Here is a 24,489-nt window from a genome sequence, read left to right on the forward strand (position 1 = left end):
TCTCCGCCCCGTACTGTGATTAGGCAAGCGCTTTGTCGGCGTCGGCCAGAGCCGCGACGTCGACCGTGCGCCCCTGGGTCATCCATTTGCGCGCGAGCTTCAGGTCGCGCGGCGTGTTGATCGCGATCACGCCGCGCACGCCACCGTCCGCGACATGAAAGAGCGTCGCGCGGCGCGCGCTGACATCGCCGCGCACGACGAGTTCGGCATCGGCGGGAATGTCACCGAGAATCTGCAGGTTCACGTCGTATTGATCCGACCAGAACCAAGGAATCTCCGCATACGGTTCGAACTGGCCGAGTGCGGCCTTCGCGACGACGATCGCCTGGTTCTGCGCGTTCGCCCATGATTCAAGGCGCACGCGCCGCTTCAACCACGCGCTCGGATGATTCGCGACGTCGCCGCAAGCGAAGATGCGCGGGTCGTTCGTCATGCCGTGTTCGTCGACGACGATGCCGTCGTTCACGGGCAAGCCTGCCGCTGCGGCAATCGATGTATGCGGTGTGAGCCCGATGCCCGCCACGGCGAAATCCGCATCGATGGATGTGCCGTCCGCGAGCGTCGCGCGCACTTTGTTTGCGTCTTCAGGATGCGTGTCGAGCGATGTCAACGCGGCGGACAAACGCACGTCGACGCCATTCGAACCATGCAAGTCGAGCAGGAAGTCCGAAACAGCAGGCGGCACCGAACGCGCGCACAGACGCGGCGCGCCTTCCACCACCGTCGCCGCCACGCCGAGCTTGCGCGCTGTCGCCGCGACTTCGAGACCGATCCATCCACCGCCGATCACGAGCACATGCTTGCTTGCGCGCAAACGCTCGCCGAGCGCCGACGCTTCGTCCAATGTGCGCAGATACGCGATGTGATCCGTCTTCACCAACGACGCCGGCAGCTTGCGCGCCGCCCCGCCCGTTGCGATCACGAGGCGGTCGTACTGCACTTCGCGGCCCGATTGCGTGCGCACGATGCGTTGCGCGCGATCGATCTGCGTCGCAACGTCCGGCTGCCATGCTTCGACCTTGAGCGAAGCGAAATCGTCGGTGGCGAAGAGGCGCACCGTGTCGATATTGGCATCACCCGACAGCACCGCTTTCGACAGCGGCGGCCGCTCATACGGCAGATGGATTTCATCCGCGATCATCACCAGACGGCCTTCGAAGCCCGTCTTGCGCAGCGTCTTCACGACCCAGCCCGCAGCCTGGCCCCCGCCGATCACGACGATCGTTTGCGGTACGTCCGCGTTGCTCGCAACGTTTGAAATGGCAGCGTCAGTCATGTTTGCGCTCCGTCATGAATTTGCCTTCCGGCGCTTTCGCATTCTTCTGACGGCGCGTGTTGCCGTCGATGCCGCCGTCGATCGCCCATTCGGCGAACACGGTCGGACCCGGTTCGAAATCGCGCGGCTGCCATTCGGGTGTGAGTTGATCTTCGTCGGCGTAGTACTCGATCAGGCCGCCCGCCGGATTCTGGAAGTACCAGAAGTACGCGGACGAAACGGGGTGACGCCCCGGCCCGAGTTGCGTTTCCCAGCCGCGACGGCTGATGTGCATGCCGCCGCCGAATACTTCGTGAATATCGCGCACAGTGAACGCGACGTGGTTCAGGCCGCGCTTTCCCGTGGGCAGTTGCAGCAGAAAGATGTCGTGATGGCCGCCGTGCGGCGCGCAGCGCATGAAGGCGCCACGGCCCGGATAACGATCCGACATTTCGAAGCCGAGTCGTTCCTGATAGAACTTCTCCTGCTCCGCGAGGCAGTTCGTGAAGAACACGACGTGGCCCACTTCGACGGGTTCCGCGCGTTCATAGATGGGACTCGGGGTATCGACACGCAGCGTCTGGCCCCACACGTTCGACGGCGAACCGTGTACATCGACGGCGCGCTTGCGCGTCACTTCGATGCGGATCGCCATGCCGTTCGGATCGATGCACCCGACGGCTTCATCGTTCGAGTAGTAGCCTTGCGTGCCCTTCAGGCTCTCGCGGTATGTGTCGAGGTCAGCGGGCGCGGCCACGCCCCACGTCACTTCACGCAGCGTCGGACCTTCTTCGAATGCGGGCGGCAGCGACGGATCGTTCGCCATCACCGCGTGTACTGTGCAGCCGTTCAACGTTTCGAAGCGCGCGCGCGTTTCGTCGTGCGCGGTTTCCTTCATGCCCCAGTCGGCGAAAAAGCGCCGACAGGTCTCAAGATCCGTCACACCGTACGTGATCTGTTCAATGCCGAGAATGCTCATGTTGCGTGCCTCTTCAGTTCGCCCACGCCAGCGGGGCGTCGTTCAAGCCCCAGTAGAGGCTCTTTTGCTGCATATATTCACGAATGCCCAGGCGGCCTTTTTCGCGGCCCATGCCGCTTTCTTTCCAGCCTGAGAAGGGCGTCGAAATCGAGAACAGCTTGTACGTGTTGATCCATACGGTGCCCGCTTCGAGCGCACGGGCGACACGCCATGCGCGCTTGTAGTCGCGTGTCCAGATGCCGGCGGCGAGACCGAATACGCTGTCGTTCGCTTCTTTCAGCAGCGATGCTTCGTCTTCGAAAGGCATCGCGACCAGCACGGGGCCGAAGATTTCTTCCTGGCAGATACGCGCGCTGTTCGACAGACCTTCGAGAATCGTCGGCTGATAGAAGAAACCTTGCTCGCGGTTGTTGCCTACAGGCCGCTCGCCGCCGCACAGCAAACGTCCGCCTTCTTCGAGGCCGAGGGCCACATAACGCTCAACCGACTCGCGATGCTTCGCGGAAATCAGCGGTCCCATCTGCGTGTTCTCGCTCGCGGGATCGCCGACGCGCAACTCACGCGCTTTCGCGGTCAGCCGCTTCATGAACTCGGGATAAATCGAGCGCTGCACGAACAGACGCGAACCCGCAATGCACGCTTCGCCCGACGAACTGAAGATGCCGTACAGCACACCGTTCACTGCATGATCGAGATCGGCGTCTTCGAAGACCATCGTCGGCGACTTGCCGCCCAGTTCTAGCGACACGGGCATCAGCTTGTCGGCTGCGATGCGCGCGATGCCGCGTCCCACTTCCGTGCCACCCGTGAACGACACTTTCCTCACCAGCGGATGACGCACCAGCACGTCGCCGATCACCGAGCCCTTGCCGGGCAGCACGCTCAGCACACCCTTCGGCACGCCCGCTTCCTCGCAGATGCGTGCAAGCGCGAGCGACACGAGCGGCGTTATTTCAGCGGGCTTCAACACGACGGCATTGCCGGCAGCCAAGGCGGGCGCGAGCTTTTGCGCATCGGAAGCGATGGGCGAATTCCACGGCGTAATCGCCGCGATCACGCCGATCGGCTCATGTACGCTCATCGTCAGATAGTCGCCGCGCGAAGGCGTTACGTCTTCATCGAGCGTTTCGAGGCACGCCGCGAAGTAGCGGAACGTGTTCGCCGCGCTCGCAACCAGCACGCGCGTCTCGCCAATCGGCTTGCCGTTGTCGCGGCGTTGCAGCTGCGCGAGCGCTTCGTGCTTCGCCATGATCAGATCGGCGATGCGATACAGGATCAGCGCGCGCTGATGCGGCTTCAGACCGGACCAGTTCGGCTTGCGCCACGCGATGTCGGCGGCTTCGACGGCTTCGCGCGCGTCATCGGCATCGGCCGTCGTGATTTCGGTGTTCACCGAGCCGTCGGCGGGATAGATGCTCGCGTACAGTGCGCCGCGGCCGCGCTTCCACTCGCCGCCGACGAAGATGTCGGCGGAAGGCACGAGGCTCGAAATGATGTCGGTGTGGGGCATGTCGTACTTCCTTTGACTATCGATCTTCAGATCACGCAGCGGGCCGCGCGATTGCGCAGCGCGCGGATCGCGCTGAACGCGGTCAATGCAGAGGTCTTCGGATTGTCGGGCAGCGGCTTGCCACTCATCTCGAGCGACATCTCGCCGAACGCGCCGCGCGCGACGATGCGATGCACGTTGCGCGTCACAGTGGGATCGGCGATCAGACGCACCATCGTCTGATCGAGGCCGAGACCCGCGAGCGCGACGGTCGCCGCGACATTCGCGTTCTTCGGATACAGGCGGGCCGCTTCACGCGCACTGCCTTCAAAAATCACGCGTGCTTCAGTCAGCGCTTGCAGATCGCAGAGTTGCTCGGCGGGCGTGCCGAGCCAGCCCGTAGGCGGCTTGCGGCCGATGTATTGCACTTCGTCGAGGCCGCCGAGCTTCGCGGCTGCCAGCGCATCGATACCGCCGATTGCACCCGACAAAAGCGTCACGGTTGCGTGGCCTTCATCGGCGGCGGCGTTCAGCGCTTCGAGCAGGCTCAGATCCGACAGCGCGCCGATCGAAGCAACCGCGCAATCCGTGCCCGCCTTCAGCAGCGGCACGACGTGGCTCACCAGCGCGCCGTGCCCCGCGCATTCGAGCGCGAACTGCGGACGCGACTTCAACGCATCGACGGACCACACCACATCCACATCCGGTCCGACCCGCTCGCGCACGGCGTTCGCCTGATGCTCGGGCACGATCACATGCGACACATGCACTTGCGGATCGGCGGCAACGGCGTGATACACGGTCTGACCGATCGCGCCGAAGCCGATCATCGCGATGTCGAGCGGCGTGTGATGATTGATGCCCGCAACGTTAGGCATGTTCAGGCTCCTGTTTGCGCACGGGCGGGCCAGCGAAGGCCGTGGCGAATGAACCGACCGACAGCATGTCCACCTCGACCAGCACCGGCCCCTTCTTCGCGATGCCTTCGCGGATAATGTCGTCAGCTTGATCCAGCGACGAAATGCGATAGTGCGTGAGACCGAAGCTCGCGCAGAATTGCGCGAAATCGGGTTGATGCAGCTGCACGTAGCAGCGGCGGCCGCCGTAGTGCGCGTCCTGAATGTTGCGGATCACGCCATAGCATTGATCGTTCATCAGCACGATCATCACGTTCGCGTTCTCCTGCACAGCCGTCACCAGTTCGCCGACGTTGACCATCAGGCCGCCATCGCCGACGAGGCAAACGGTCTTCGCCGCCGCATCCGCGAGCGCCGCGCCGATCGCCATCTGGATACCCTGGCCGATGCCGCCGCCCAGCGCATGCACGCCAGCGCGCGGCTGGAAGATCTTCAGCATGCGGTTGCCCCACGTGCTGTTCGAGATCGTCACGTCGCGCACCCAGTTGTAGTCGCGGCCAACCGCATGTTGCAACGCGTCGACGAGGCGCTTGTACGGTCCCAGACCCTTACCCGTTTCAGCGACGGCCACTTCGCGCGTGGCTGCGAGATCGCCTGCAAATGCAGGGTCGATCTTCATGCGGCCTTCGAGCAGCGTCGCGAGTTGATCGAGCACGGCGACTGCGTCCCCATGAACGAACAGCTCGTTGCGATAGCCACGGTTGTCGGCGAGTGCGTCGGCGTCGACGCGGAACAGCGGTTGCGGCAGCGCAAGCTTGTACTTGAGCGTCTCGTTGCCGCGCAGACGCGAGCCGACTACGAGCAGCGCATCGCAGGTCTTGTAGAACTTCTCGACGGTCGGCTGCACGTTGAATGCGCCGAGCGTCGCGGGATGATCTTCGGGCAGCACGCCACGGCCCTGCACGCTGGTCACGACGCCGAAGCCGAGCTTCACGAGGCGCTCGACCTGCGCACGCGCATGACGCGTGCCTCCGCCGAGCCACAGCAACGGACGCTTTGCTTTCGCGAGTTCGTCGGCGAGCTGCTCGACGCGCTTCGTGTCGTGCGTCAGCGTGCTGACGTGCGGGGCGGCCATGTCGACGGGCCATTCGATTTCGGCGGCCTGGATGTCGATAGGAATCTCGACACTGACAGGGCCGCTCGGCGCAGTTTGCGCGACGCGCACGGCTTCGCGGATCGTTGCCAGTGCGGTCTCGACGGAGCGCACGCGGTACGCGGCCTTCGAAATCGACGAGAGCATCGCGAGTTGATCGGGCGCTTCATGGATATACGCGAGATCCTGATCCAGATACGTCGATTCGATCTGACCGGTGATATGCACGAGCGCCGTGCCTGCCGTCAGCGCCTCGACCATCGCGCCCGCTGCATTGCCCGCAGCCGTGCCCGTGCTCGTGAACGCGACGCCGAGGCCGCCCGATACGCGCGCCAGCCCATCGGCCATGTTCAGCGCGCCCGCTTCGCCGCGCGCGCCGACATAGCGAATGTTGCCGCGCGTGTTGATCGCGTCGAGGATCGGCATGTTGTGGATCGAGATCACGCCGAATGCGGTTTTGACGCCGCATTGCTCGAGGAAAGCGGCGATCAGCTCGCCGACGGTGGTTTTGTTAGACATGACGTGCAACGCCTCCGGAAACATCGATATGGCTTCCCGTCGTGTACGACGACAGGGGTGTAGCGAGATAAAAGAGCGCTTGTGCGGCCTCTTCAGGACGGCCGAAACGGCCGAGCGGAATGTTCTTCGTGCGCGCGAGTTCGCCGGTCCAGTCTTCCCAGCTTTGACCCGGCTTTGCCTGCGTCTGATAGCGGCGGCGCCATTGGCCCGACTCGACGATGCCGATCAGAATCGAGTTCACGCGAATGCGCTGCGGCGCGAGTTCGACGGCCAGCGACTTGATCAGGTTCTGCACGCCCGCGCGCGCCGACGAGGTCGCGACCATATGCGGCTCCGGCTGCAGTGCGAGCAGCGAATTCACGCAGACGATCGAGCCGTTGCCTTGCTGCGCGGCTTGCGTGAGCATCGGCAGAAACGCACGGGTCGGTCGGATGACACTGAAGTACTTGAGGTCCAGTTCTTCGCGCCACGCTTCGTCGCTGGTATCGGCGAAGGTCGATACGCGGCCCTGGCCTGCGTTGTTCACAAGCATGTCGACGCGGCCGAAGCGTTGCTGTACAGCGTTTGCGAACTTCGTGACTTCGTTAGCATCAAGCACGTTGCAGCGCGCGGCGAGCAATTGCGCTTGCGGAAACTGGGCGCGCAGCGAAGCTTCGGCGCTCGCGAGCCGATCGGCGTCGCGACCGCAGATCGCCACCGATGCGCCCGCGCGCAGAAAGAGTTCGGCCGTTGCGAGGCCGATGCCGGACGAGCCGCCCGTCACCACTGCAACCTGTCCTGTGAGATCGATTTGAATCATCAGAGCCCCAATGCCTTCATGTACCTGCTTTCCGCCGACGGCCGATAGTTCAGCCGCAGCGACAGTTGCTCCGCCGCGCTGCGCACCTTGTCGATCAGGCCGCCATCGAGCAGCGTCGCGTCGATCTGCGGACGCGGAATCGTCGTGGTGATGACAGCGGCGATGCGGCCCGTGTCGTTGCGCACGGGCGCGCTGATCACGGATATGCCGTTTTCAAAGGACGATTCGCTGATTGCGAAACCGCGCACCGCGTCGTCCTTCACGCGCTCGTACAGTTCGTCGACGGTGGCGGGCGTGTGTTTCGTGAAACGTTCAAGCGTCTTCTCCGGATACAGCGCGCGCAGTTCGTCGAGCGAGAGATCGCCCATCAGCACATGACCATGCGTCGTCGCATGCGCGGGTAGCCGCGTGCCGACGTTCACCTTCACCGAGCTGAACACGGGCGCGTGGCTCTGCGCCTTCGCGACGAACACCACGTCGCGGCCATCGCGGATCACGATGTGCGTGGTCAGGCCCGTTGCATCGCGCAAGCCTTCGATCAACGGCAAGCCGAGATCGGTGAGTTCGAGCGAGCTGAGATATTCGAAGCCGAGGCGCAGCACCGCGACGCCCAGCCGATAGTTGCGGTCGCGATCCGCGCGCTCCAGAAAGCCGAGCGATTCGAGCGTCTGCAGCAGACGGAACACCGTCGTGCGGGGAATGCCGAGGCGCTTCGACAACTCGGGCGCGCCGAGCACCGGCTCGCGCGGCGAAAACTCCGTGAGAATGCGCAAGCCACGTTCGAGACCGGGCACGCGGTAGTTCGCGTCGTTGCGGTCGTCTTCTGCTTCAGGCGCAGTGCCCGTCAATTCGGGGGTCATGCTTTACTCCATTGGCCGTCGCTCGCGCGGCAGAATGCGTCGATGAGCGCGGTGTATTCATTGCCCGCTTCGATATAGCCCGCGTGACCCGCGCGCGGGATGATCTGCAAACGCGTACGCGCCGCCTGTGCGATCCGCTCGCATGACGACGGCGGCGTGATCGAGTCTTCCGCGCCGACCGCGACGGCGATACTGCCGTTGATCTTCGCGACATCGCTGGCGAGGTCCGCGTTGGCGAGCAGATGCGTCGCCTGCGCGTAACCGTTCGGCAGGATGCGCGACATGTTCCAGCGAACCCACTCGCGCGATGCGTCGTCGGCGTGCGGCGAGAGCATGTTGGCGCTGCGTTTTTCCGCGAGTCCTTGCGGGCCGAGTTCGGCAAGCATCGCGAGGCGGCTGTCGCGTTTCGATGCGCGCACTTCTTCGGACGCCGCGCCGTAGCCTGCTGCGGGCGAAATCAGCAACAGACCGGCAACACGTTCCGCATGCGACGCTGCGAACGAACCCGCGATGATCGCGCCGAGCGAATGACCGACCAGTACGCAACGTTCTATGTCGAGCGCGTCGAGCCATGCGTTGAGCGCGCTCGCATATTCATTTGCTTCAGGCGATGCCGACACGACTGGCGTCGATTCGCCGTAGCCCGGCGCGTCCCACGCGAACACGCGGCGTGTCGTGCCGAGCGTTTCGAACTGTTGCACCCACGAAGCCGCGCCCGATCCAATGCCGTGCAACAGCACGAGCGGCAACGCATCGGCATGGCCGGCGCCCGCTGCGCGATAACCCATCGCGCGTTGCGGCGCAATCGAGATCCGCTGTGCCGGGAAGTGCGAGAGGCGCGTTTCCAGCGTGGCGTTTCGATCGGCGGTGACGGGCAAGGCTGCGGACATGGGCTTCGGTTCGTGAGTGATGTGCGTTGATTTACTTCGCGAGATCGCGCTTGATCTTCGCGAGCGGCGAATCGGGCGGATACGTCGGCGTGATCGGCTTCGACGAACCGAGCATCACGCACATCAGCGCATCTTCTTCGCCGATGTTGATTTCCGTGCGATACACGCCGGGCGGAACCGAAATCAGATCGCGTTCGCCGAGCACGGCCTCCCACGTTTGGCCGTCGCGCTCGCAGATCACTTTCATCTTGCCGCGCAGCACGAAGAAGATTTCTTCGACGTCGGTATGAATGTGGCTCGGCCCGATGTTGCCGGCGGGAATCACCATCGTCGAAAACGTGAAGTTGCCGGCGGGCACCGTGTTCATGTCTTTGGCGACACCCGTGCCGCCCGTGCCGACATAGCGCATCTGCGCGCGGCGGTACTTCGGGTCGTAGTCAGCCTGGAACTTCAGCGCGTCCCAGTCGTAGCGGCGCGTTTCGAACCGCGCGACGCGCGTGTCCATCCATTGTTCGAAACTTGCGTCGGCGGGTTGATCCCACGATTTGCGTTCGAGATCGGCGTCGGCCATTGTTTTCTCCATGTGGTTTGCTGGTTCGAGCAAGGTCAATTCATCACGAAGCCGCCGTTCACGGGCAGCAACTGGCCCGTCACGAAGCGGGCGGCATCCGTCAGCAGGAAAAGCACGGGGCCCGTTACGTCGTCGGGCACTTGCGCGCGGTTCAACGCGCGGCCTTTCAGGTAGTACTCGTGGCGTTCGGGTGGCACGTAGGCCGTCGCTTCGACTTCCGTGAGGCCGGGTGCGATCGCATTCACCGTGATGCCGTGCGCGCCGAATTCGCGTGCGAGTGAACGCGTCATTGCGATGACCGCGCCCTTGCTCGCAACGTACGCGAGCAGCTTCGGCGCGCCCCACATCGCCGTGTCCGAAGCGATATTCACGATCGCGCCGCGCTTCGAGTCGCGCAGATGCGGCAGCGCTGCCGTACACATCAGCCACGTGCCGCGCACGTTGACGTTCATCACGGCGTCCCACGTTTGCGCGGTCAGCTCTTCTGCGAAGCGTCCGCCTGAGTTGGTGATGGCGGCGTTGTTGATCAGCGCGTCGATACCGCCCATCTTCTGCGCGGCCTGCGCGACGAACGCATCGATGCTGTCGGGACTCGCGAGATCGAGCGGAATGAAATGCGCGTGCGCGCCGAGCTTCTCCGCGAGCGCGCGACCTTCCGCTTCGAGCACATCGCCGAACACGACATGCGCGTCTGCTTTGGCAAGCGCTTCGATGAACGCTGCGCCAAGCCCACGCGCGCCGCCTGTCACGACGACACGCCGTCCGCTCAGGCCGGAGACCGTGACATCACGCATGAGCGTGCCCCGTCGACGCTTGCGCGCCCGCTTCTGCCTGCTTCGCGTTGAGCGCTTCGAGGTCCGCGAAATGCTGTTGCGCGCGTTGACGCAGCATGCGGCGCACGCGCGTCATGCCGACATCGTGCTGATAGAGGAATTCGTGAGCGCGCGCGTTCGGCGCGAGGCTTTCGAGCACATAGCGGTCTTGTTCGAGCACCGCCCAGTGCAGCCCTTCAAGACGATTGCGATACAGGAAGCGCCATGCGTCGCGCTGCCAGCCGCTCACCTTGCGAGTGCGCCAGAAGTAGACCTGGCAGTTGTCGTTATCGACGGGCACCGCAAAGCCGACGATGCCGAAGCTGCCGCCAGGGCCGAACTTCTTCTTATAGGGAATCGCGAGACGCATCCACAGGCAACCCGTTTCGCCGAGTTCGACCCAGTCGAAATTCACGTCGCGCTGACCGACCTTCTCGAACATGAGGCCAGTCTCGGTTTTACGCACGCGCATGTCGGCCTGCTTGTCGCCTTCGGCCATCGAATGCGACGTCGCGTGCAGGTATGCGCCGTGCATCGGGTCCATCACGTTGTCGATCGCGTATTGATAGTTGCACTTCCAGTTCGATACGCACAGGAACTGCGAGTACTCCGCGCCGACCAGTTCTTCGGGCAGTGCGAGCGGCGTCGGCTCCTTGTGCGCGTCGTCGCCGAACCACAGGAAGATCGCGCCCGCATGTTCCTCGACGGGATACGACTTCACGCACTTCTGTCCTTCGAGCGGACAGGCCGACACGGCAGGCACGGCCTGCACGGTGCCCGAGCCGTCTACTTCGATGCCGTGATACCAGCACGCGACGCGATTGCCGAGATTCCAGCCGAGCGACAGGCGCGCGCCGCGATGCGGGCAGCGGTCTTCGAGCGCGTGGACTTTGCCGTCCTGATCGCGCCACAGCACGATCTGCTCGCTGAGTCGCGTGAGGCCGATGGGCGCATTGCCTACCTGCCAGCTCGGCGAGACGGGATACCAGTAGTTCTTGATGCCGCGGTCGAGATAAGCCTGAATCGGATCGGCTGCGGGGCTCGTTGTATTGAGGGACGTCATGGGGAAACTCCGTGTTCGCTTGATCGAGTGTTCGCGTGGCGCTTATTCCGCGAGCAGCCGCAGCTCCGCGGCGAGACGCTCTTCGCTCCACTGCGCGCCTTCCGGCGTGCGGAAACCGACGCCGTTCAGGCCCGCCACCACTTCATGCAACTCGACGGCACCTGCTTCGAACACCTGTTCCAGCGCGTTGCCGAAGTCGTTTTCGTATTGCGTCGGCTCCGCCTTGCGCGTCTGCCAGATCATGTTCTCGGTCTCGCCCGGCTTTTCGATCACGCCCTTGCCGGCGACGTTGTTCGGCTGCGGCGCGAGCCACGGCTTCAGGAAAGGATTGAAGTTCACGACGGCTTCTTTCATCTCATTCCACCTTGATCTGGATTTCTTCACCCGCGAGGCGCACCGCGTACACCTTCAGGTCGCGGCCGCCCGGCTCTTTCAGACACTTGCCCGTCGGGATATGAAAAACAGCTTCGTGCAACGGACATTCGACCGTGTCGCCGTCGACGAAGCCTTGCGTCAGCAGCGCATACGCATGCGGGCAGACGTTCTCGAGCGCGTAGACCTCATCGCCCACCTTGTAGATGCCGATTTCCTTGCCGTCGCCGAGCTTGAACTCGACGGGCGCGTCTTCGGATAGCGCGCCGGCGTGTCCGGCGCAAAGCCACTGTTCACTCATTTCTCACCTTCTCCGACCAACCGGTTCCGACCGTTTGACGTTCCACCTAAGGAACATCAGTTTATGTATGGTCATTATAGAAACATGTTTGGACGAACAAAATAAAAATTCTGCGCTTCCAGGGAAAACACCAACAGCGGTTTTTTGCAACGTAAGAAGCCCGTAAACCGGGCCAAATCAATGGGTTGCTGCGCATAAAGAGCGCGCGCGTACGGCATCTGAAGTGATCTGATGAATGAGGGTTTTCACTGTCGCAAAAACTTTTTTGATCGCTCCATTGACTCTCTATACTTTCCATAGGCGATACATATGCCCATAGGTGGAACACGGAACGGATAGCCAACGTAGCAGGCGACCAGAAGGCCATCCAGAGAGATGACAGGCAAAGGAAGAGAAACCGGCACGTCCGGCTCTCGACTACACGATCAGGAGTACCAAGGGTGAAACGCATCATTGCTGCCGGCGTGGCAGGACTTGTGGTGACATCGACGGCATGGGCGCAAAGCAGCGTCACGCTGTACGGCAGCCTCGATGCCGGCATTGCTTACGTGAGCAACGTCGGCGGGCATACGAAGTGGATGGAAGAACAGGGCAACATGCAGCCGGACCGCTGGGGCCTGCGCGGCGTCGAAGACCTGGGCGGCGGTCTGCACACGATCTTCCAGCTGGAAAACGGCTTCTATACGAACACCGGCAACTTCGCGAAAGCGGGCACGCTGTTCAACCGGCAGGCTTACGTGGGCATCAGTTCCGACCAGTTCGGGCAGATCACGCTCGGCCATCAGACGCCGTTCAACTTCGACATGCTCGGCCCGCTCAGCACCGGGTATCTCGCGGCAAGCTGGTTTGCCTTCCACCCCGGCAACATCGACGAACTGGCTGACACGGGCGTCGTACCGTTCGACAACTCGGTGAAGTTCAAGTCAGTCAGCTACGCGGGCTTCACAGTCGGCGCGATGATGGGCCTCGGCAATACGACGAACTTCTCGACGGGCAAGACGATGAGTTTCGGCGTGAACTATGCGAACGGCCCATTCAAGGCGGCGGCTGTCTACTCGAACGAGCACAACCGCACGCCTTCGATCATCACGACGGGCATCAACACGTTCCAGGGCGTGCCGGCCGCAACCTACTCCGCCGACAAGGTCGAGAACATGGGCGCGGGCCTGTCGTATCAGCTCGGCAAGCTGCTCGTGCATGCGCTGTACACACGCGTGAAGTTGCAGTCGAACGGATTCTCGGACACGTATCAGAGCTGGGACGCGGGCGCGAACTATCAGTTCACGCCGGCCAACACGCTCGCGGGCGGCGCCGCGACGACGACGCTGTCGGGCCGACGCTGGACGCAGTTCGAAATCGGCGATATCTATGCGCTGTCCAAGCGCACGCAGGTCTATGTGAACGTGCTCTACGAGCATGCAAACGACAATGCGAACGCTGCGTTCTTCACGGCGGGTGTGTCGGGCGGCCGCAATCAGGCGATCGTGCTGACGGGTATTCATCACTCGTTCTGAGCGATGGTTTGAGGCCTTTTTTAAGGCTCGAAATGAAACAGGCGGCCCATCGAGGCCGCCTGTTTCCGTTTTTTGCCGCGCTATTGCGACGCGAGAGCGAGGCCGCTTCTAGCGACGCGTTTGCGCGAGCGTCGGATCGTCGGCGGACGGACGATAGTTCAGACGCGCCGACAGATCGAGCGCCGCGCCGCACACCTTCGCGACGAGCGGCGCGCGATCATCGTCACCGATGTCGGAACGCGGCACTGTCGTCGTCATCGCTGCGACGATCTTGCCTGTCTGATCGCGCACGGGCGCGCTGACCACGGATATGCCGCGCTCGAACGATGCCTCGCTGATCGCATAGCCCTGCGCGGCCGTTTCGCGGATTCGTTCGTACAGTTCGTCGACGGTGGCGGGCGTGCGGTCGGTGAAGCGTTCGAGTTGCTGCTCGGGATAAAGCTGGCGCAACTGCATCAACGAGAGATCGCCCATCAGCACCTGGCCGTGGACAGTCGCGTGCGCGGGGAGCCGCGTGCCGACATGCACCTTCACCGAACTGAACATCGGATCATGCGTCTGCGCCTTCGCGACGAACACGACGTCGCGCTCGTCGCGTATCAGCAGATGCGTGCTCAAACCCGTTTGATCGCGCAGCCGTTCGAGGATCGGCGTACCGAAGTCGGTCAATTCCAGCGAACTCAGATACTCGAAGCCAAGGCGCAGCACCGCGACGCCGAGACGAAAATGCCGGTCGCCATTCGCGCGTTCGAGAAAACCGAGTGCTTCGAGCGTTTGCAGCAAACGGAATGTGGTCGTGCGCGGGATGCCGATGCGCTTGGACAACTCGGGCGCACCGAGCACGGGTTCGCGCGCCGAGAACTCGGCAAGAATGCGCAAGCCGCGTTCGAGGCCGGGGACGAGATACGTCGAGCCGCCGCCGGCTTCCTCTTCGGTGGATTCCGCGATTTCCGTGCTGCGCGCGGTGTCGTCGTCGGCCGATGCGCGCGCCGCCTGAGCTCCCGCAGCCCGGTGTCCCACTCCTGTCGTGTTTTCTCTTGCCATGTCCGGCTGTGTCGTTGAACCGTGGAAGATAGAGATGATAGCGCGAAGGGGTGGGTGGGGCGGCGAGAGTCAATACCGGTCGATATCCCGGTTCAACATCTTCAGCCGGGTACGCCCGTCCGGCGTGAAGTGCGTGCCGAATCGCACGAGCCCTTGCTTGTGAAGATGGCACGACATCGTGAAACTCAGCAGCATGCCTGCCTCGGTCTCGTCGATCGTGATATCGATGCGTGCCAGACGCGGTTCATATTTGAGCAGCGTCAGCTCGATCTCGCGGCGGAGTTTGTGCGCCGACGCCGGCAAATGCCGGTAGATCTCCGATAGATCCGCGAGACCGTAGTCCGGCAGATGCACGAGTCCGTCGCGGCGACTGTTCAGAATGCGATGTATGTTGTCCTGCACGGACAGAAACGTCTGTGTCTGGGCGTCGAACTCGTCGACGGCCGCGCCGTTCGCAAAGTGCCCGGTCACCATTTCGAAAAGTCCGGGGCCGCCTCCCGTCACGCGGCGGCCTCATCGTGAAGCCACGCTTCTTCGAAATCCACGATCACGCCTTCCGTCTCGCTCACCGACAACCGTATCGAGGCCGGCAACTTGCCTTTCGCCGAACGCACCAGCAACTCACGCGACAGCACGGGCAGAATCTGTTGATCGAGCAAGCTGTCGATATTTCGTGCGCCTGAGTCCGGCGTCTGGCAGGCTCGGACAATTTCATCGATCAGCGTGTCGTCGCAGATCAAGGCGACTTCGAAACGCTTTTCGATCCGGTGCGCGACCTTATCGAGCTTCATGCGCACGATGGTCCCAAGCGCCGCAGCCGAAAGCGGCCGATAGATCACCGATTGAAACCGCGCGAGCAATGCCGGTTGGAAGTGCTCGACCAGCACGGGACGAACACGCTCCATCAGCAGCGCGTCACTGACAGGCACAGGGTCGGGAGCGTCCTGCGAAACTTCGCTCGCGGCTTCATTTGCCGGGTCGATCGCGGTCACGATTTGCTCGCTGGCCAGATTCGACGTCATCAGAATCACCGTGTTGCGGAAGTCGATGATGCGCCCTTCGCCGTCTCGCATGAAGCCACGGTCGAACACCTGATAGAACAGGTTCAATACATCCCGATGTGCTTTCTCGACCTCATCCAGCAAGATCACGCTGTACGGCCGCTGACGCACCGCTTCTGTCAGCACCCCGCCCTGGCCGTAGCCGACATAGCCAGGCGGCGAGCCTTTGAGTTGCGATACGGTGTGGGCTTCCTGGTGCTCAGAAAGGTTGATCGTGATGAGCGCACGTTCGCCGCCGAACATCAAATCGGCCAGCGCGCGCGCCGTCTCCGTCTTGCCGACGCCCGACGGCCCCACCAGCAGGAATACGCCAAGCGGCGCCTCCTCGGACTTGAGTCCCGCTTTCGCGGTGCGCAGGCTCTTGCCAAGCGCGGCGAGCGCGTCGTCCTGACCGACGACGACGCGCGCAAGCCGCGTTTCGAGTTCGACCAGCGTCGCGAGTTCGTCTTCGAGCAGACTGCCGACGGGCACGCCTGTCCAGTCGGCGATTACGGACGCGATCGCGGCTTCGTCGACTTCCGCGTGAACCAACAACTCGGCGCCGTGCCGTGTCAGTGCCGCATGGGCCTCGCGGATGGACTGCTGCAGCGTACCGCGCGCTGCTTCGTCAGCTGTTGCCCGCCATTGCTCGCGCAATTCGACGACCCGCGCCGCCGCTTCCTTTTGCACGGCGAAAGCGGATTCCAGTTCGTGCAACCCGGCGCGTAGTTCGTCAAGCCGCTTGTCGATGGCGTTCACGCGCTCGCGAACGTCCGCGGATGCCGCCGCCTGATCCTCGATCAATGCATGGCGCTCGACTTCGAGCGACGCTTTCTCTGCCTCGCGCGTGGAAATGGCCAAAGGCGTCGCCTCGCAGCTCATGCGCACGCGGGCGGCGGCCGTATCGAGAAGATCGACGGCCTTGTCCGGCAACTGGCGCCCCGTCAGATATCGACGCGACAGCTTCACGGCGGACGCCACGGCCGCGTCGGTGATATGCACGCGATGATGTTGCGCGTAACGCTCTTTCAACCCACGCAACATCAGGCACGCATTGTCGTCGTCGGGCTCGTAGACCTTGACCATCTGAAAGCGCCGCTCCAGTGCGGCATCGCGCTCGAAATACTGCTTGTACTCCGACCATGTAGTCGCAGCGATCGTACGCAACTCGCCGCGCGCGAGTGCAGGCTTGAGCAGGTTCGCAGCGTCCGCGCCGCCTGCGGAATTGCCCGCTCCGATCAGCGTGTGGGCTTCGTCGATGAACAGCAGAACGGGCACAGGCGATTGCTGCACGGCCTCGATGACGTTTTTCAGGCGCTGCTCGAATTCGCCCTTCACGCCCGCGCCCGCCTGCAGCAGACCCAGGTCGAGCGTCAGCACGCTGACGTCGCGAATTGCCAGAGGGACATCGCCTTGCGCAATTTTCAACGACAGGCCTTCCACCAGCGCCGTCTTGCCGACACCGGGGTCGCCCACCAGAATCGGATTGTTCTTGCGCCGCCGCGCAAGAATATCGACCATCTGGCGAATCTCCACGTCGCGGCCGAACACCGGGTCGATGCGCCCTTCGCGCGCCTTCTGCGTGATATCGATGGTGAAGCGCGAAAGCGCGTCGTTCGAGTGCTGGCGGCCGGATGCGTGAGCGCTTCCATGTCCGGAGACGGCTGCCGGCGCCGTGCGGTCATTGCCGGATACGGACGCGGACTGCGCTGCTTCGACCTGCGATTGTTCAGCCGCGTTCGTGTCGCCGCGCGGCGCTTCGATCGAAATGCGGTCAAATTCCGGCATCAGCCGCTCGATCTGCGCAGGCGATACCGACAGCAATGCCCACGCATCCGGCGCGCGAAGCAACGATGGCGTATCGGCTAATGCGGCCAGTAAATGCGCCGAGCGAATGACGGTGCTGCCCGTTCCAGACGAGTCCAGCGAAGCGCGCATCCACGCCGCTTCGAGCAACTGTCCAAGGCGGTTCGACAGCCCGGGCTTGCCGCGCAACTCATGCGGAAGCCGATCGATCGCGCTCAGCAAGCCGTTCCAGATTGCGTCGGTGTCCAGTTCATAGCGCCGCATGAGCGCCACGAGGTCGCCGTCTCCGAGTTCAAGCAGCTTGATGAGCCAATGCTCGACCTCGATATCGCGATGGGCGCGGGTTTCGCACAGGCTCGCCGCGTCGGCGAGGGCATGTGCGCAATGCTCGTTCAGGCGGCGCAGGAACAGGGAGAAATCTCTGGCGATCATGGCGGAAGAAAGACGGGGCACAGGCCGGTCCGCGCAAGCGGACCGGATACGATGACGATCCCTCAAGGCGTGTTGCCAGACAGGACCGTCATGCTCGAACGCTTACGAACGCTTACGAACGCTCGTTCCACGTATCGCCGTGGATGATGTTGCCATCCTTGTACGACCACGTGATCTTTTCGTAGCGCAGTTCAATTTCTTCGAGATGGTTGTGCTTCTCGAATTCGGGGATCTTGATGTCGAGCATCTTCGGACGCACGGCCACGACCTTCACGTTGTCGAGCTTGGTGTTGAAGTATTCCTTTTCCTTGCCGGCGTCGTCGATCTTGTACCACTTGATCTCGACCGACTTCAGGGTCTGCCCGCTGGTCACCGCCTTGTACAGGTACGGCGTCGACGCGTCCGTTTCCTTCGTGAAGGTAATCGGAGCATGCACGCGGGTGCCCGTCAGCTTGCCGGTGTTGCCGTCGGTCGGAATGTGGATGCCGTGATCGAACTGGACCACTTCCACGCTGCCTTCGCGATCGTGAACGGTGACCGAGCCCTTGATGTCGGCGCCGCCATCATCCTTGAGCCACATATATGCGGGAATTGCCATTTCTTCTTCTCCTTATGAGCAGGCCGGATGGCCATGGGTAAAACCATCGCCGCGATCGACACGGCAGTCGGGTACTAGCGTGATCTCGACGCGCCTGTTCGCCGCGCGTCCTGTCTCACCGTCATTCGACGCTTTGGGACGCGTGTCGCCGTAACCCTGTATCGCAAAGCGCGTGACGGACAGGCCGGACGCATCCGCGAGCCAGTCGCGGACGGCAGCGGCCCGGGCCTCGGACAACGCCAGGTTGCTGCCCACGCTACCGACGGAATCGGTGTGGCCGGCAATCAAAACCCGCTTGTCCGGGTGCGCCTTGATCATTTCGAGCGCACCGATCAACGCACGGTTTGAGCCGGACTTGAGCTTCGAACTGCCGCTGTCGAAGAGCGACATGCTGTCGAGTTCGATCGTCGACGGCGCGGCGGCAGGCGGCTGATAGCCGGCAATCAGTCGATTGACGACGGGCAGCAACGGCGCGCCGCGATACAACCCGAGGCCGAGCCGCGGCGGCACGCCTGCGCTCGCATAGTGCTCGAGCCGGTCGCGATCGCGCTTGAGCGCCGTGAGCGCGTCCACGCGCGCGGCGTCCTGTGCCGGCGGTATGGCCTCATAGCGCGCCATATGAGCCAGCACCCCGGAAACGAGCGCGCGGTTCTGCCACGCGGAAGCCGCCGCCGCCGCGCAGAACCATACGGAAAGCCACGCAACCGCATGAGCGAGCGCGACGGGCAACGCACGACGAACCGGCTGTGGCGCAATGCCACGAATCAGCGGCATCGGCAATGGATAACGCTGCGTGATGCCTGCAGCGGCAGGCAGATCGAGCGCCGTCGTTGCGGCGACGAACTGTCTGTACAGCGAATCGGGAAGCATCGGGCCAGCTACAGCCGTCACGCCGAAAGCGTTCAGCGTCAACGCCTGCAGGCCGCGCTGCGTATCCAGCAACGGTGGCAAAACGGTTTCGAAAGCCCAACGTGCGAGGGCGTCCAGTTGTGTCGCAGTGAACGCTCGCGACTGGCGGTCCTCCGGCATCGCCCTTTCGGCAAATGCGCCAAGCAGCACCGAAAGCTGCCCGGCCGTCGCGGGCAAGTCCAACGGAGCCGGAGCGGAAACGCCGAACCAGAGGCAATCAAGCGGCCTGTCGCGGGTTTCCGTCGCGTACATCGCGATGCATATCGGCAACCTGTATCCGAGCGCGCGGCTCGCTTCGTTGATCGCGACTCGCCAACGCTTGAGCGTCGCCTGCAGGGCGACGGCGCTAGCCGGGTCGTCGGACGTCATCAGCCAGGCGACGGCGTCGGGACCTTGGCCGCCGCGCCAGCGCTTCAAGGCATCCGCGAGGTGCATCAGCTTCGACGGGTCATCGTGACGCACCCATATCGCCGTATCCGTGACGATGACGGCGCTTTTGTCGAAGACACGCGAAAGCACGCTGCCCGGTTCGCCAATCGTCAGCACGAGCGGCGTATTGCGCTTGAGATCCGCGGGCAATGATGCGAGCGCTGCATCGATGGAGCGCAGGACGTGCTGTGTCGATGCGCGCCGTGCCCGCATGCGGCGGGTTGCGGTCGCGATGCAAACCAATGCCGCCAGCAACACGAACGCGGCGCACGCCCCGTTCCAGCCGCGTGTCAACGGTGAGAACAATGCCAGCCACGTCAACGCGAGGAGCGCAACCCAGACGAAGGCGAACCGCCAGGGATATCCGCCGACGGGCGACCGCTTCCAGTGGCGCGTGCTGTCGCATCTCGCACCGAACTACCTGTCGCTGCTGAACGCTGAAATCCTGCGCGGCAGTCTTGCGCTCTACGACTGGACGGACGGCGAGTTGAACCGTCGGCGCATCGACGCCATCACCGATGTCCAGCATCGGCTCGTGCAGAAACTGATGCGCGGCGGTGTGCAACGCGGCGTCGAGATTATCGTGACGATCGACAGCGGCCGCTTTGCGGGCGACGGCGATCTCCAACTGTTCGGCGGCATGTTGAACCGGTTCCTCGGGCTGTACGCGTCGCTCAACCTTTATACGAAGCTCGTGATCGTCTCGCAACCCACGGGTCGCCGTATCGAATGGCCCGACACCAAGAGTGAAGGAGCACCGTTTTGAACGGCCTGCATTCCACGCTTTCGCGATCCGCTCATAACGACGCCATCGACGCGATCAAGGCCGAGCGCCCGCTGCTGCCTGCGCTGCTCGATCACGCGACGCAGATGAACTTCTTCCGCTTCTGCCAGCTCATCGAACTGGCCGCGCCGGATCGCCCGCCCATTGGCACAACGGATTCGCCCACCGACGAACCGGTCCGCTTTCGTTCGCGCGCCCGCCTGGGGTTTCCGCGTCGTGAGATCGATGCGATCGAAAGCGACCTTGACGATCTGTTGAAGCCGCCGGCTATCGTGACGACCTTTCTTGGTCTCTATGGCGTCGATGCGCGCATGCCGTCGTACTTCGCCGACGAGGTCGCGCAGAACCGCGAAGGCGCGGAACCGCTGGCCGCGTTTCTGGATCTCTTCCATCACCGCGTTGTCACGCAGTATTACCGCGTATGGCGCAAGTATCGTTATCCGGCCGGCTTCAGAAAAGACGGCACCGACGAGGTTTCGCGCTACCTGCTCAGCTACGCCGGACTTGGTTTCGGCACGCCTGACATAGCGCGCGCGGTCGGCACGCGCAAGCTGCTATCGATGCTCGGTCTCGCAGGTCAGAAGACGCGCACGGCCGAAGGGCTTGCGGGCGTGCTTCGGCACGCGGTGCCCGATACGGATGTCGACGTCGAAGAATTTCATCCCGTTTGGGTCAGCACGGACTGCGATCAACGGGCGGCGCTAGGCGAGTCCTGTCTGCTCGGCCGCGGCTTCTACGACAGGAGCAACAGCGTGCGCATCGTGCTCACACCGAACACGCGCGAATCCGTGCTTGCGCTGCTGCCTGGTCACACCGCGCATCGCGAGGTGATGACGTTGCTGCGCTTTTACCTTGGCTACGAAGCGCAAGCGAATCTCGAAATGCTGGTCGCTCCCGACCTGATGCCGCCACAGAAGCTCAGCGCGGATGAAGTGCGGCTCGGCTTCACGACGCGGCTGGCCGGCGCGGGCATGTCAAGCCGCAACGGCGGGCGCACGCGCGTGCAATTGGGCGTATGGACGGGCAGCAGCGGCGATCGCCCGCCGATGCATTGACCGACAGAAAACCTCAAACGAAGTCGAAAACATGAACAGGAAAATAAACGCGCCGGGCATGAGCGCATTGCTGTTGACTGCGCTGACACTGGCAGGATGCGGACTCACTCAGGCGGTGTCCGATAACACGGTGGATGCCGCGAAATGGGTTTTCACGACTCAGGTCAAGACCATGAGCGTCGATCTCGTCAGCCGCGCTTCACTGAACGAGAATGCCGCCGGGCAATCGCTGTCGACGGTCGTGCGGCTGTACCAGTTGAAGGATGCGCAGAACTTCCAGCAACTCGAGTACGCGCAATTGCAGACCAACGATCTGGACGCGCTGAAGGCCGATCTGCTGGCAACCCGGGACGTCGTGCTGCGCCCCAACGCCAGCGCGAGCATCAACGAGCCGATGAAAGAAGATGCCCAATACGTAGGGGTTGTCGCATTCTTTCGCAACCCCGACCGCGATTCGACGTGGAAGCTGCTGGTGCCGAAAAAGCAGTGGAAGAAGACCGATCCCGTGAAGATCGTCGTGCGCGGCAATGTGATGGAACTCGTGGATGCGAAGCCGGAGCCGGTGAAGCACGACGCGCCACAGCAGAGCTCGCCTAATGCCGCCAGCGCACCGGCTGCTGCAACTCAGAAAGCGAAAGCCGCTGCATCGATCACGACGGGGGCGATCGCAGCAATTCAACCTGGCGAAAGCTAAGCGCGCATCGACCAACGGCGCACGCGCGCGCCGTCACGCAATCTGTCCACAACGCGGCATTGCCTATCGGCGATGCCGCTTCCCACGCTGTCGTTGCGCAGCACTTCTTTTGTCCCATCGCCGCACACGCGGTACTGCGCCATTCCCAAGCCAGATCTGAACGATTGCCTGTCGACGATCGACGGGCGCAGCGAACGCACTCAGCACCTCTCCCTCCGTACAAACCCCCGTCTGAGCGAAAAAATATTTTCACAAGACGAATTTCATGTAAATTCACTTTCATTCCAGCCAGCCCGACAGATCCACTCCGACACCCATGTCCCGCCACCGTCAGAACCCACCCACCGCCGCCGAGCCCGCCATCGCCGCCCGCATCACGGCCGCGATGCCGATCCTCACGCCTGTCCACCGGCGCATGGGCGAGTTCGTGCTGGCCAACCAGTTCCGCGCCGCGACCATGCGCATCGACGAACTGGCCACGGCCGTCGGCGCGTCCATCGCGACGGCGAACCGCTTTGCGCGCGCGCTCGGCTTCGACGGCTATCCGGCGTTTCGCGAGGCGCTGGTGCGCGGCTTCGAAGCGACGCTCGCCCCTGTCGAGCGCCTCCGCACCGCGCAGGAATCGCAGACCAACGGCGACGAACTGTTCAGCGCGTCGCTCGAACAGGCCGCCACCAATCTCGGCACGACGCGCAGCACGATCGACGGCACAGCCGCCGAAGCCGCCGTCGACGCGATCATCGCCGCACGGCGCGTGTTCATCCTCGGCTCCGGCGCGAGCGCGTTTCTCGCGAGCCTGATGGAGCACAACCTGCTGCCGTATCACGACAACGTGCAGTCGCTCGCGTTGATCGGCGGACCGACGCACGCGGCGCGCCGCCTGTTCAATGCGGGCAAGGGCGATCTGGTGATCGCCATCGCGTTTCCTCGCTATGTCGACGACACGATCGAGCTCGCGCGCCGCGCCGCCAGCCTCGGCGCAGACGTACTCGCGTTGACGGACGGCCCGACGTCGCCGCTCGCCACGCTCGCCACTCGCTCGCTCTTCATCCGCGCCGAGCGGCGTCTCGCCGCGACATCGGAAGCGACCGTGCTCGCCGTGATCGAAGCGCTGTGCGACGCCGTCGCGTTCCGCGCAAAGCGCTCCGCGCAGGCCGCCGCCAACATGACCGAGTTCGTGTTGCCGTGGCTCACCGACACATCCACGCTGTCCGCCCATTCGAAGACCGCCACGCGGCCCACTCCTAAACAGGCAAAGAAGAAGCAATGACCACCAAGGCAGTAATCGCGATTCATGGCGGCGCGGGCACGATCGTGCGCGCGTCGATGGCCTCCGATGCGGAAGCCCGCTATCACGCCGAATTGAGCGCCGTGCTCGTCGCCGCGCAACGCGTGCTCGCCGACGGCGGCAGCGCGCTCGACGCCGTCACGCAAGCCGTGCGGCTGCTCGAAGACTGTCCGCTGTTCAACGCGGGGCACGGTTCGGTTTTCACGTCGGCGGGCACGCACGAACTCGATGCGTCGATCATGGACGGCCGCACGCTCGAAGCAGGCGCGGTGTCGTGCGTGAAGCGAGTTCGCAACCCCATCGTCGCGGCGCGCCACGTGCTCGAGTACAGCGAGCACGTGATGTTCACGGCCGAAGGCGCCGAAGCGTTCGCACAGGCGCAAGGTCTGGAGTTCGTCGATCCGTCGTACTTCCACACGGACGCGCGCTATCGCCAGTGGCAACTTGCGCGCGAACAGCAGCGCGCGATGCTCGACCATGACGGCGCAGCGCTTGCCGCCGAAGAAGCATCGTCCGCAAACAAAGAAGCGCTGCCTCACGAGCCCATCGATCCGAACAAAAAGTTCGGCACGGTCGGCGCAGTCGCAGTCGATCTGTACGGCCACGTCGCGGCCGCGACCTCGACGGGCGGCATCACGAACAAGCAGTTGGGCCGTGTCGGCGATGCGCCTCTGATCGGCGCGGGCTGCTATGCCGACGACGCAACCTGCGCCGTCTCGACCACGGGCTCGGGCGAAATGTTCATGCGAATGGTCGCCGCCTACGACGTCGCTGCGCAAATGGCCTATCGCGGCGTCTCGCTCGAAGAGGCGGCAAACGATGTCGTGATGAACCGCTTGCCGCGCATCGACGGACGAGGCGGCCTGATCGCCGTCGACGCGCACGGCAACGTCGTACTGCCCTTCAACACCGAAGGCATGTATCGCGGCTATGCGCGCGTCGGCGAAACGCCTGTCACGGCAATCTATCGCTAGCC

24 protein-coding genes are annotated in these 24,489 nt (G+C 63.4%); 6 read left to right on the forward strand and 18 right to left on the reverse strand.

The window, feature by feature from the left end; genetic code table 11:
* Positions 1–19: 19 nt before the first annotated feature.
* From C2L65_RS29250 to C2L65_RS29310, 13 genes are read right to left on the reverse strand one after another with little or no spacing between them, the layout of a single operon-like run.
* Entirely contained in the window at positions 20–1,276 is a 1,257-nt protein-coding gene (locus tag C2L65_RS29250; RefSeq protein WP_042304485.1) for an NAD(P)/FAD-dependent oxidoreductase, read from the reverse strand.
* Positions 1,269–2,234: a VOC family protein gene (locus tag C2L65_RS29255; RefSeq protein WP_042304484.1), complete on the reverse strand. Its 966-nt coding sequence runs from the start codon at positions 2,232–2,234 to the stop codon at positions 1,269–1,271. Before C2L65_RS29255 ends, C2L65_RS29250 begins: the two co-directional genes overlap by 8 nt.
* A 13-nt stretch (positions 2,235–2,247) precedes the next feature.
* Positions 2,248–3,744 carry an aldehyde dehydrogenase gene (locus C2L65_RS29260; RefSeq protein ID WP_042304483.1) on the reverse strand — a complete coding sequence of 499 codons (1,497 nt, stop codon included), beginning with the start codon at positions 3,742–3,744 and terminating at the stop codon, positions 2,248–2,250.
* Positions 3,745–3,770: 26 nt separating this feature from the next.
* Positions 3,771–4,601, reverse strand: coding sequence for an aspartate dehydrogenase (locus C2L65_RS29265; protein WP_042304482.1), 831 nt, complete (start codon positions 4,599–4,601; stop codon positions 3,771–3,773).
* Positions 4,594–6,252, reverse strand: coding sequence for a thiamine pyrophosphate-binding protein (locus C2L65_RS29270; RefSeq protein ID WP_042304481.1), 1,659 nt, complete (start codon positions 6,250–6,252; stop codon positions 4,594–4,596). Before C2L65_RS29270 ends, C2L65_RS29265 begins: the two co-directional genes overlap by 8 nt.
* Positions 6,245–7,051 (reverse strand): SDR family oxidoreductase, encoded by an 807-nt coding sequence (locus C2L65_RS29275; protein ID WP_042304480.1) that lies wholly within the window; start codon positions 7,049–7,051, stop codon positions 6,245–6,247. The genes C2L65_RS29270 and C2L65_RS29275 overlap by 8 nt, the downstream gene beginning before the upstream one ends.
* Entirely contained in the window at positions 7,051–7,911 is an 861-nt protein-coding gene (locus C2L65_RS29280; protein WP_042304479.1) for an IclR family transcriptional regulator, read from the reverse strand. Before C2L65_RS29280 ends, C2L65_RS29275 begins: the two co-directional genes overlap by 1 nt.
* Entirely contained in the window at positions 7,908–8,801 is an 894-nt protein-coding gene (locus C2L65_RS29285; protein WP_042304478.1) for an alpha/beta fold hydrolase, read from the reverse strand. Before C2L65_RS29285 ends, C2L65_RS29280 begins: the two co-directional genes overlap by 4 nt.
* A 31-nt stretch (positions 8,802–8,832) precedes the next feature.
* Positions 8,833–9,372 (reverse strand): cupin domain-containing protein, encoded by a 540-nt coding sequence (locus C2L65_RS29290; protein WP_035999007.1) that lies wholly within the window; start codon positions 9,370–9,372, stop codon positions 8,833–8,835.
* Positions 9,373–9,407: 35 nt separating this feature from the next.
* Positions 9,408–10,166 carry an SDR family oxidoreductase gene (locus tag C2L65_RS29295; RefSeq protein WP_042304477.1) on the reverse strand — a complete coding sequence of 253 codons (759 nt, stop codon included), beginning with the start codon at positions 10,164–10,166 and terminating at the stop codon, positions 9,408–9,410.
* The gene (locus C2L65_RS29300; protein WP_042304476.1) at positions 10,159–11,247 is read right to left on the reverse strand and encodes an aromatic ring-hydroxylating oxygenase subunit alpha; all 1,089 of its coding nucleotides are present in this window, start codon (positions 11,245–11,247) and stop codon (positions 10,159–10,161) included. Before C2L65_RS29300 ends, C2L65_RS29295 begins: the two co-directional genes overlap by 8 nt.
* A 42-nt stretch (positions 11,248–11,289) precedes the next feature.
* Positions 11,290–11,601 (reverse strand): recombinase-like helix-turn-helix domain-containing protein, encoded by a 312-nt coding sequence (locus tag C2L65_RS29305; protein ID WP_042304475.1) that lies wholly within the window; start codon positions 11,599–11,601, stop codon positions 11,290–11,292.
* A gap of 1 nt (position 11,602) precedes the next feature.
* The gene (locus tag C2L65_RS29310) at positions 11,603–11,920 is read right to left on the reverse strand and encodes a non-heme iron oxygenase ferredoxin subunit (protein ID WP_007587796.1); all 318 of its coding nucleotides are present in this window, start codon (positions 11,918–11,920) and stop codon (positions 11,603–11,605) included.
* 440 nt (positions 11,921–12,360) lie between these two features.
* Between C2L65_RS29310 and C2L65_RS29315 the strand changes: the two genes are divergently transcribed.
* Positions 12,361–13,434: a porin gene (locus C2L65_RS29315; RefSeq protein WP_042304474.1), complete on the forward strand. Its 1,074-nt coding sequence runs from the start codon at positions 12,361–12,363 to the stop codon at positions 13,432–13,434.
* 108 nt (positions 13,435–13,542) lie between these two features.
* Here C2L65_RS29315 and C2L65_RS29320 read toward each other — a convergent pair whose 3' ends face one another.
* The 5 genes from C2L65_RS29320 to C2L65_RS29340 form a co-directional block, all read right to left on the reverse strand.
* Positions 13,543–14,478 (reverse strand): IclR family transcriptional regulator, encoded by a 936-nt coding sequence (locus tag C2L65_RS29320; RefSeq protein ID WP_042304473.1) that lies wholly within the window; start codon positions 14,476–14,478, stop codon positions 13,543–13,545.
* A 69-nt stretch (positions 14,479–14,547) separates the two neighbouring features.
* Positions 14,548–14,952, reverse strand: a complete 405-nt coding sequence (gene tssE / locus C2L65_RS29325) for a type VI secretion system baseplate subunit TssE (RefSeq protein ID WP_174485016.1) — start codon at positions 14,950–14,952, stop codon at positions 14,548–14,550.
* Between the two features lie 26 nt (positions 14,953–14,978).
* Positions 14,979–17,756, reverse strand: a complete 2,778-nt coding sequence (gene tssH, locus C2L65_RS29330; protein WP_042304471.1) for a type VI secretion system ATPase TssH — start codon at positions 17,754–17,756, stop codon at positions 14,979–14,981.
* A 112-nt stretch (positions 17,757–17,868) separates the two neighbouring features.
* On the reverse strand, positions 17,869–18,354 hold the full coding sequence (locus tag C2L65_RS29335) for an Hcp family type VI secretion system effector (protein WP_042304470.1): 486 nt from the start codon (positions 18,352–18,354) through the stop codon (positions 17,869–17,871).
* A 12-nt stretch (positions 18,355–18,366) separates the two neighbouring features.
* Positions 18,367–19,905: an OmpA family protein gene (locus C2L65_RS29340; RefSeq protein WP_233446565.1), complete on the reverse strand. Its 1,539-nt coding sequence runs from the start codon at positions 19,903–19,905 to the stop codon at positions 18,367–18,369.
* Positions 19,906–19,924: 19 nt separating this feature from the next.
* On the opposite strand from C2L65_RS29340, the gene C2L65_RS29345 reads away from it, so the two are divergent.
* The 5 genes from C2L65_RS29345 to C2L65_RS29365 all read left to right on the forward strand — a co-directional run bounded on the left by C2L65_RS29345 (position 19,925) and on the right by C2L65_RS29365 (position 24,487).
* Positions 19,925–20,458 carry a type VI secretion system baseplate subunit TssF gene (locus tag C2L65_RS29345; protein ID WP_233446566.1) on the forward strand — a complete coding sequence of 178 codons (534 nt, stop codon included), beginning with the start codon at positions 19,925–19,927 and terminating at the stop codon, positions 20,456–20,458.
* Entirely contained in the window at positions 20,455–21,531 is a 1,077-nt protein-coding gene (gene tssG / locus C2L65_RS29350; protein WP_081920715.1) for a type VI secretion system baseplate subunit TssG, read from the forward strand. The genes C2L65_RS29345 and tssG overlap by 4 nt, the downstream gene beginning before the upstream one ends.
* 31 nt (positions 21,532–21,562) lie before the next feature.
* Positions 21,563–22,225 carry a type VI secretion system lipoprotein TssJ gene (tssJ, locus tag C2L65_RS29355; protein ID WP_042304467.1) on the forward strand — a complete coding sequence of 221 codons (663 nt, stop codon included), beginning with the start codon at positions 21,563–21,565 and terminating at the stop codon, positions 22,223–22,225.
* 316 nt (positions 22,226–22,541) lie between these two features.
* The gene (locus C2L65_RS29360) at positions 22,542–23,495 is read left to right on the forward strand and encodes a MurR/RpiR family transcriptional regulator (RefSeq protein ID WP_042304466.1); all 954 of its coding nucleotides are present in this window, start codon (positions 22,542–22,544) and stop codon (positions 23,493–23,495) included.
* Positions 23,492–24,487, forward strand: coding sequence for an isoaspartyl peptidase/L-asparaginase family protein (locus tag C2L65_RS29365; protein WP_042304465.1), 996 nt, complete (start codon positions 23,492–23,494; stop codon positions 24,485–24,487). Before C2L65_RS29360 ends, C2L65_RS29365 begins: the two co-directional genes overlap by 4 nt.
* Positions 24,488–24,489: the final 2 nt, after the last annotated feature.

Origin of the sequence: Paraburkholderia terrae (assembly GCF_002902925.1) — a bacterium.
GTDB lineage: Bacteria > Pseudomonadota > Gammaproteobacteria > Burkholderiales > Burkholderiaceae > Paraburkholderia > Paraburkholderia terrae.

What these genes read in the sequence shown, in the direction of transcription:
- C2L65_RS29250 (WP_042304485.1), bottom strand. Translation starts at nt 1,276, where the DNA reads ATGACTGACGCTGCCATTTCAAACGTTGCGAGCAACGCGGACGTACCG.
- C2L65_RS29255 (WP_042304484.1), bottom strand. Translation starts at nt 2,234, where the DNA reads ATGAGCATTCTCGGCATTGAACAGATCACGTACGGTGTGACGGATCTT.
- C2L65_RS29260 (WP_042304483.1), bottom strand. Translation starts at nt 3,744, where the DNA reads ATGCCCCACACCGACATCATTTCGAGCCTCGTGCCTTCCGCCGACATC.
- C2L65_RS29265 (WP_042304482.1), bottom strand. Translation starts at nt 4,601, where the DNA reads ATGCCTAACGTTGCGGGCATCAATCATCACACGCCGCTCGACATCGCG.
- C2L65_RS29270 (WP_042304481.1), bottom strand. Translation starts at nt 6,252, where the DNA reads ATGTCTAACAAAACCACCGTCGGCGAGCTGATCGCCGCTTTCCTCGAG.
- C2L65_RS29275 (WP_042304480.1), bottom strand. Translation starts at nt 7,051, where the DNA reads ATGATTCAAATCGATCTCACAGGACAGGTTGCAGTGGTGACGGGCGGC.
- C2L65_RS29280 (WP_042304479.1), bottom strand. Translation starts at nt 7,911, where the DNA reads ATGACCCCCGAATTGACGGGCACTGCGCCTGAAGCAGAAGACGACCGC.
- C2L65_RS29285 (WP_042304478.1), bottom strand. Translation starts at nt 8,801, where the DNA reads ATGTCCGCAGCCTTGCCCGTCACCGCCGATCGAAACGCCACGCTGGAA.
- C2L65_RS29290 (WP_035999007.1), bottom strand. Translation starts at nt 9,372, where the DNA reads ATGGCCGACGCCGATCTCGAACGCAAATCGTGGGATCAACCCGCCGAC.
- C2L65_RS29295 (WP_042304477.1), bottom strand. Translation starts at nt 10,166, where the DNA reads ATGCGTGATGTCACGGTCTCCGGCCTGAGCGGACGGCGTGTCGTCGTG.
- C2L65_RS29300 (WP_042304476.1), bottom strand. Translation starts at nt 11,247, where the DNA reads ATGACGTCCCTCAATACAACGAGCCCCGCAGCCGATCCGATTCAGGCT.
- C2L65_RS29305 (WP_042304475.1), bottom strand. Translation starts at nt 11,601, where the DNA reads ATGAAAGAAGCCGTCGTGAACTTCAATCCTTTCCTGAAGCCGTGGCTC.
- C2L65_RS29310 (WP_007587796.1), bottom strand. Translation starts at nt 11,920, where the DNA reads ATGAGTGAACAGTGGCTTTGCGCCGGACACGCCGGCGCGCTATCCGAA.
- C2L65_RS29320 (WP_042304473.1), bottom strand. Translation starts at nt 14,478, where the DNA reads ATGGCAAGAGAAAACACGACAGGAGTGGGACACCGGGCTGCGGGAGCT.
- tssE (WP_174485016.1), bottom strand. Translation starts at nt 14,952, where the DNA reads ATGGTGACCGGGCACTTTGCGAACGGCGCGGCCGTCGACGAGTTCGAC.
- tssH (WP_042304471.1), bottom strand. Translation starts at nt 17,756, where the DNA reads ATGATCGCCAGAGATTTCTCCCTGTTCCTGCGCCGCCTGAACGAGCAT.
- C2L65_RS29335 (WP_042304470.1), bottom strand. Translation starts at nt 18,354, where the DNA reads ATGGCAATTCCCGCATATATGTGGCTCAAGGATGATGGCGGCGCCGAC.
- C2L65_RS29340 (WP_233446565.1), bottom strand. Translation starts at nt 19,905, where the DNA reads ATGCGGGCACGGCGCGCATCGACACAGCACGTCCTGCGCTCCATCGAT.
- C2L65_RS29345 (WP_233446566.1), top strand. Translation starts at nt 19,925, where the DNA reads ATGCAAACCAATGCCGCCAGCAACACGAACGCGGCGCACGCCCCGTTC.
- tssJ (WP_042304467.1), top strand. Translation starts at nt 21,563, where the DNA reads ATGAACAGGAAAATAAACGCGCCGGGCATGAGCGCATTGCTGTTGACT.
- C2L65_RS29360 (WP_042304466.1), top strand. Translation starts at nt 22,542, where the DNA reads ATGTCCCGCCACCGTCAGAACCCACCCACCGCCGCCGAGCCCGCCATC.
- C2L65_RS29365 (WP_042304465.1), top strand. Translation starts at nt 23,492, where the DNA reads ATGACCACCAAGGCAGTAATCGCGATTCATGGCGGCGCGGGCACGATC.